Source organism: Mesorhizobium sp. M1143 (genome assembly GCF_040318435.1).
Taxonomy (GTDB): domain Bacteria; phylum Pseudomonadota; class Alphaproteobacteria; order Rhizobiales; family Rhizobiaceae; genus Mesorhizobium.
The window spans coordinates 1-6,622 of record NZ_JAMYMJ010000101.1 but is presented as its reverse complement, the minus strand read 5'-3'; the positions used below and the strand labels follow the sequence as shown (position 1 = coordinate 6,622).

Below are 6,622 nucleotides of genomic sequence, written 5' to 3'. Positions count from 1 at the left end.
CGTCGAGACCTTCACCTACCAGGCCACCGACGCCAACGGCAACACGATCACCAACACCATCACCATCGACGTCATCGACGACGTGCCGTCGGCGATAATCCCGGCCTCCGCAGTTGTGGCAAACGGGGCAGGAGCGGCCGTCTCGTTCGACCTCGATATCGACGGGATACTTACCAACAACTACGGCGCCGACGGCGGAACCGTTATCTTCCCGTCGTCGCTCGACGGCACGGCAAGCGGACTGACCTCCAACGGCATTTCGATCGTGTATGACGTCTCCCCGGACGGCCACACGCTTACCGGCTTGGCCGGGGCCATTTCTGTGTTCGTCGTAACGCTCGACCCGGCGACCGCTTCCTACTCCGTTGACATGAACGGAACCGTGGACAGCGTAACCCAAGTCGACTTCAGCTCGGGGGGATACAACTTCGTCGGCGGAAACGGTGCCTGGGCCGGATTCATTCCGAGCACAGAAACCGTAGGCTCACCGATCAACAACGATAGCTCCGACCTGCTCATAACTCCCGAGGTCAGTGGGTCACCCGCCAGCACGGTCAATTCCAGCGCGATTTCGGGCGGTGTCGGCTCGGGTGCTTCGGTCGGTTCGACCGAAAGCATGAGGGTGGATTTCGTAACCGACCTGCGCGGCGATCCGGCAGGGTCGGGCAGCTATAGCGACGCCACCAACCGCGATCACGTGTTCGATGGCCACTATACGGTCAACGGTTCGACCGCGACATTCACGGCCACTAGCGGGTCAACGATCAAGATCACGGCATCCGACGATACGGACGGCAATAACGTCGTCGGTGACGGCATCAAGGACCACATCAATTCGGTCGTCATCGGCTACGATGGCGTTTTCCAGACCATAACAGCTACCGCTGTCCTCGAGAGCTACACCATCAACGGCCATACCTATACGGTACAGCTGAACGCGGATGGCAGCGTCAATGTCGGCGGCGTCTTTGGCACCTCCGGCGCCGGTGCGATCGGCACTGAGATCGCGGTCTTCACCAACGACGGCTACAACAGCCTCGAATACAGCTATGTTTCAGGCGATACTTTCAAGGTCGGAGATTTCGGCGCAGCAGTCGCGACACATACGCCGGTGAGCTTCGATATTCCGGTCAGCGTCGTTGACGGCGATGGCGACATCGCCGGTGGCACGATCGGCATCACGCTGAGCCCGACGGGAGAAAACATCCAGAATCACTCATCAGATCTGGCCGGTGACTCTCACTTGTATACTTCGACGCTGGCGGCGCCTCATATCATCGGGTCGGACTTCAACGACACGCTGAACGGCGACAGCGCCAACAACGTGCTCTATGGCGGCGCCGGCAACGATACGATCAACGGCAACGCCGGCAACGACCTTCTGATCGGCGGCGCCGGCCAGGACACCATGACCGGCGGCACGGGCGCCGACACATTCAAGCTCGACGGGTTGGACATCAAGGACCTGATCGCCGACTACAGTGGTGCACAAGGCGACAAGATCGACCTGTCATCCCTGTTTGAAACAGGACCAGGGGCCAACATCGCCGACTTCGTGAAATACGATTCGGCCTCACACACGCTCAGCGTCGATACCAATGGTACAACCGGCGGCGCCAATTTCGTCGACGTCGCCGTCTTGCAGAACGCACCTGTCGCCGGCACCATCAATCTGATTTACGACGACACGGCCCACGTACAGCACACGGCCACGATTTAGCACTTATGCGTGGCCGTGCTCGCATGCTATATATTAGCGAAACATAAAACCGCAGTTTGGAGAGGGACTTAAATGAAGCGTTGTGCAAGATTGCTGGCTTCGGCAGCGGCGCTGCTGTTGGCTGGGTCGACGGGCTTCGCCGCCGATATCATCGAAGGGCCGGTGGCCGACTATTGCCGAACGGTCGGCACGTCGAACCTGGTGCTGAACGACAACATCGTCGATCTCAAGTCCGAGGTGGTGAAGCTGATGGACGAGTCGGTGGCCGTCGCCAACAGCTCGGAATGGATCAACTCTTCGCGCCCCGCTTTCGTCTGGGCATCGGAAGCCAAAGTCGCCTGCGGCATGGCCTATGGCTATCTCAAGACGAACTACAAAGACGAAGATACCCTCAACAAGTGTGAATGCTTCCACAACCGCATGGTCGAGTACATGAACTGACCGGAAGGGATCCGGCCGTGCCGGTTGGCTGACCCCATGGTCGGCGGACGATTGACGAGGGCGATCGCCGGAGCGATCGCATTGACCGGTTTTGGCCAGCTTGCCACTCAAGCCTGCGCCAACTGGCTGGAACGACCTAGCCTGGAGAGACCAGCACCGTTCGGCTTGAGGCGGCCGGTTCGCTGCGACGCCGCCTCCGAATGGACGCGCGCGACATTCAAGGCGTTTGCGACATGCCAGGCATCGCTCTACGGCTTGGAACCGGTGCTGGCGCACGCGGTAATGGAGATCGAAAGCGGTTTCGATCCCGATGTGCGCGGCGCCGATGGTGAGGTCGGGTTGATGCAGGTGATGCCGGGAACGGCGCGAATGCTCGGCTTTCGCGGCTCGCTCGACGAGCTTGGCGCGCCGGCGACCAACATAGCGCTCGGCGTCAGATATCTGGCGCAGGCAAACAGCCTTGCCGCAGGCGATCTCTGCACCACCGTCATGAAGTATCGTGCCGGGCACGGTGAAACCCGGTTCTCCGAACTTTCGGTCCGCTACTGCCGGCGTGCGCGTGCAATCCTGGCGAGAGAAGGTTTTGCAGTGGCCGGGCCATTGCCGGTGGCGACGTTCGGATTCTCCGCATTCCCGACAGCAGGAGACGATGGTGCCCCTGCCCCGGCGAGGCGGATTTGTGTGCGCCGGCTGTTCGTGCCGGGCCCGCGATACATGAAATGCACGGACTATCGAAGCGCCGGGCAAGCCAGAATGATCAAGGCGCTCCGGGCAAGACTTTTCGACGGCTGAGCCATAATCCAGCAATTGCAAAGACGGCGAGGCAAGTCTGCCGTAAGATGAACGGATGAGACCGGGACAAATACCCGGCGGGATATGAGGGAGGCATCATGGATTCTGGCCGGCAGCGACACGGTTCGTGGACGTGGGCGATCGTCTTTGCGTTAGCGGGCATAGCGTCGGGCTGCCAGTCGAAAGGCAGCGTCTCGGACGCGCTCGACCAGGCGGCGATCGCCGCACCCGGAGCGCCGGCCGCCGGCACCGCTGCCAGCCCGGCCCAAGCCACGCGATCGCTCGGCACCGGGTCGACGAAGGTCACGATGCTGCTGCCTTTGTCGGCCCCGGGAGTCGCCGGCGAAAACGGCCGGAAGATGCTCGATGCGACCAAGCTGGCAATGGCCGACCTTGGCAGCGCACTGCTCACGGTTACGGTCGAGGACACCAAGGGCGACAGCGCGCACGCCAGCGAATTGGCTGTGAAGGCGATCACCACTGGAACCAAGATCGTCATCGGCCCGGTCGAACTCGCGGCCGCGCAGCACATAGCCAAGCTGTCGGGATCGAAGCGGCCGCCGGTGCTGGCGTTGGCCGACAATTTCGCTGGCGGCCCAGGCGTCTATGCGGTGCGCCTCAACGAGGCCGACAGCGCGGCCGCGGGCGCAGCCGGCCTGGCGGCCAAAGGCAGCAAGAAGTTCGTGTTGCTCGTTGCGGCGGGCGCGAATGCCAGCGTGGTTGAAAAGCGGGTCGCCAACAGTCTCAGCATCTATGGCGCGACGCTCGCCGTCACCATTCCGTATCCGGCCGGCGACGGCGGCACCAAAGTGGTCGATGATGTGGGCTCGCTGGTCGAGGCTCCCGACGCCATCATCATCGCCAGCGGCGACGACAATCCGGCGCAGATCCTTGCGGCGCTCAAAACGAAAGGCATTCCTGGAAAAGCAATTGCCGTCGTTGGAACCAACCGCTGGCTGGAACATCCGATGGAGCCGCTGTTTGAAGGCTCCTACATCGCCACGCTCGACCCAACCGAAACCGGCCCGATCGCCGACCGCTTCAAGACGACCTACAATTATCCAGCCGACGCCAATGTCGCCTACGCCTATGATATGGTCGCCCTGACAGCAGGAATTGCAAGTTCGGCCGGGCCTGACGGCTTCAGCAAGCAGGTGCTCGAGAATCGGAGCGGATTTCGCGGATCGACCGGCCTGTTCCGGTTTCGGGCGGATGGCTCCAGTGAGCGATCCATGCCCTTCTATCAGGTTCAAAAGGGTGCACTCAAGCTGGTCGCCAAATCGACATCGGGGTATTGAGGGGCAAGGAACCTTGCTTGAGTTGATGGGCTGGCTGAGGCACAATCGCTTGATAGCGCTCGGAAGCCTGCTGCTCCTGTCCGGGGTCTTGTTGATCATCCGGGCCGCCGATCTGCTTCCCATCGATCGGCCGATACCAGCGCCGCGTCAATCCATCGACGATAGCCAGCCAATGCGACCAGTTGCGACCGTCGCCAATACGCCATGGCGAGGACGGGCACGCAAGATTGCTCAGGACTTTATCGCGCCGCCACAGCTTGATTCGGCGCAAATCGAACGGGTCGAGCCGCGCCCGCCGCTCAGCGACCTTGGTCTGGCCGCGCCTGCAGGGATGCGAATGCCAAAGGATTGGAAAGAGGTCCTGCTGTACCAACCGGTTGCCACCTCGTCGGCAACCTTCGAATCGATGGGGCGCAAGGTAGCCATCAGCGGGATCCAAGGCATTGACCTGGATGAGACCTGTTCCTTTCGTGGCATCGCCTGGCCTTGCGGCCAGCGTGCGCGCGCGACGTTCAATTCCTGGCTGCGCGGCCGGGCGCTGAAATGCGTCGTGCCGCCGGAAATCGATCGTTTTGCCATTGCGGCACCGTGCAGCTTGGGCAAGCAGGATGTCGGCGCGTGGCTTGTTTCCAATGGCTGGGCGACGGCCTTGGCGAGTGGCATCTATGGCAAGGCGGAGGCAGTGGCCAGAGACGCGCAGATGGGGATATTCGGCCCGCCGCAATAGCCGATAATTCGGTGTCGTTGCTTTTGCCGCCGTAGCCTTGCTTTTGAAGGGCTGATTTCGGGCCGATGGTAGGTGATTGCGCCATTACTAAAATTGTATGTTTCCTCGAAACTGAAAGTGCAGCACCTTGGCCTTATGACAGCCGATCAGGCGGGAGATTGGCTAATGATGACACCAATGGCGAATAGCTCGCCCCGGCAATGGAAAGATATCGCATGGCTGACTGCCTTGGGATCGGCGGGAATTCTGCTCCTCTCGGTTGGCCTAAATTATCTGCTTCTGTTCTCGGAAGCCTTGACGCCCTTCGGCCGCAGCATGGTCACAGCGATCCTGTTGCCGGTCATCGTCGGTGGCCCACTTTTCCTGTTCATTGGACTGCAGCGGACCGAGCTCGTCCGTTATCGAAGAGAACTCAACAAGTCGGCGACCTTTGACAGCCTGACAGGCTGCCTCAACCGGACAGTCTTCACGTCGATGGTTGAAAGGAGAGCAACCAGGCCGGAATCGTCTGGTCCAAGATCTGGCGCCTTCCTGGTCATTCATCCCGAACACATCAGGTCCATCAATCTGCGCTTCGGCCTTGGCTGGGGTGACGAAGCCTTGCGGCTCATAGCCTCGACCATCCAGTCATCGGTACGCAAGGAAGATCTGGTGGGCCGGATCGGAACCTCCATGTTCGGGGTCTTTCTGCCCGGTGCGACAGAAGACGACGCCAGGGAGATCGGCGAGCGTATCCGGGCGCGCGTGGCCCAAGCCTATTTCGCGCCAAAAGGAACCGCGGACACGCTGACCATCAGCGTCGGCGGCGTGGTGTTTGAAAACGAGTTGGAATTCGAGGACATGTTCCGATCGGCGGAATCGCTGTTATCCGGCGTCGAACGCCAGCCCGGATTTCAATTGTCGCACCTCCACAACTAGCTGAAACAAGTCGTTGCCGGAGTGAACACCGCCGCAAATGTCTTGCCGCACGGCTGCGGCAGCGATCATCTTGGCCCTTGTTGCCAAACCGGACGATTGACCCATGGGCGGTTTCAACCCGTGGGAGGTCTGGTTCCTGACGGTGCTGACGGCATCGCCGCGCATCGCTGGCAGTATTTGCCGGACCGACCAAGTTCTGGTTGCCGCTGGTTGCAGCAACCTTGATCGCCTTGATGGCCGGCTATCGGACCATGCTGCTGCCGCCGAACTCCTGACAGGTCGAGACACCCGCCGCGCGAGTAGCATCAGGTTCGGCGCTCAGGGCACGAGCGACAAAGCTTGAGAGCGCACAGATAGCAGCTGGATCCCCACGGCTCTCTCTTCATCCGTGGGGATCACAAGCACGTCGACGTCGGAACCAGCAAGGCTGATGACCTCGTCGCCTCGTCCATTCAGCTTGTGGTCGATATTAACCGCAAGCCAGCCGGCCACAGCCCCGGCCCTCTCTCACAGTTCGAAGACGCTTTCGATTTCGCCGTTGATTTGGTCGGCAGGGATGCCAGGCTTCTCGGCCGCTGTCGTCAATTGGTCTGCTAAGTCGCTGGCGGCGATCGGATCGCCCCGCGTCACAATCGCGGCGCGGAGGGGTTTTATTAGCTCCCCCTCATCTTGACGCCGGCGCCGGCTGCTCCAAAGTCTTGGGCATCGCTCGGGGAAGTATCAAAG

General features: G+C 61.0%; 7 protein-coding genes. All 7 read left to right on the top strand.

All coding sequences use genetic code 11. The features are described from left to right. The coding region (locus NKH35_RS30430; RefSeq protein WP_352561488.1) for a type I secretion C-terminal target domain-containing protein at window positions 1-1,720 on the top strand (1,720 nt) is incomplete at its 5' end. Window positions 1,721-1,792: 72 nt separating this feature from the next. Then, entirely contained in the window at window positions 1,793-2,161 is a 369-nt protein-coding gene (locus NKH35_RS30425; protein ID WP_352561490.1) for a hypothetical protein, read from the top strand. A gap of 81 nt (window positions 2,162-2,242) precedes the next feature. After that, window positions 2,243-2,953 carry a lytic transglycosylase domain-containing protein gene (locus tag NKH35_RS30420; protein ID WP_352561492.1) on the top strand — a complete coding sequence of 237 codons (711 nt, stop codon included), beginning with the start codon at window positions 2,243-2,245 and terminating at the stop codon, window positions 2,951-2,953. Between the two features lie 98 nt (window positions 2,954-3,051). Then, on the top strand, window positions 3,052-4,251 hold the full coding sequence (locus tag NKH35_RS30415; RefSeq protein ID WP_352917396.1) for an ABC transporter substrate-binding protein: 1,200 nt from the start codon (window positions 3,052-3,054) through the stop codon (window positions 4,249-4,251). Window positions 4,252-4,264: 13 nt separating this feature from the next. Beyond that, entirely contained in the window at window positions 4,265-4,978 is a 714-nt protein-coding gene (locus tag NKH35_RS30410; RefSeq protein WP_352917394.1) for a thermonuclease family protein, read from the top strand. A gap of 165 nt (window positions 4,979-5,143) precedes the next feature. Continuing rightward, window positions 5,144-5,896 (top strand): GGDEF domain-containing protein, encoded by a 753-nt coding sequence (locus NKH35_RS30405; RefSeq protein WP_023704353.1) that lies wholly within the window; start codon window positions 5,144-5,146, stop codon window positions 5,894-5,896. A gap of 103 nt (window positions 5,897-5,999) precedes the next feature. Further along, window positions 6,000-6,239: a hypothetical protein gene (locus NKH35_RS30400; protein WP_023696398.1), complete on the top strand. Its 240-nt coding sequence runs from the start codon at window positions 6,000-6,002 to the stop codon at window positions 6,237-6,239. Window positions 6,240-6,622 lie beyond the last annotated feature (383 nt).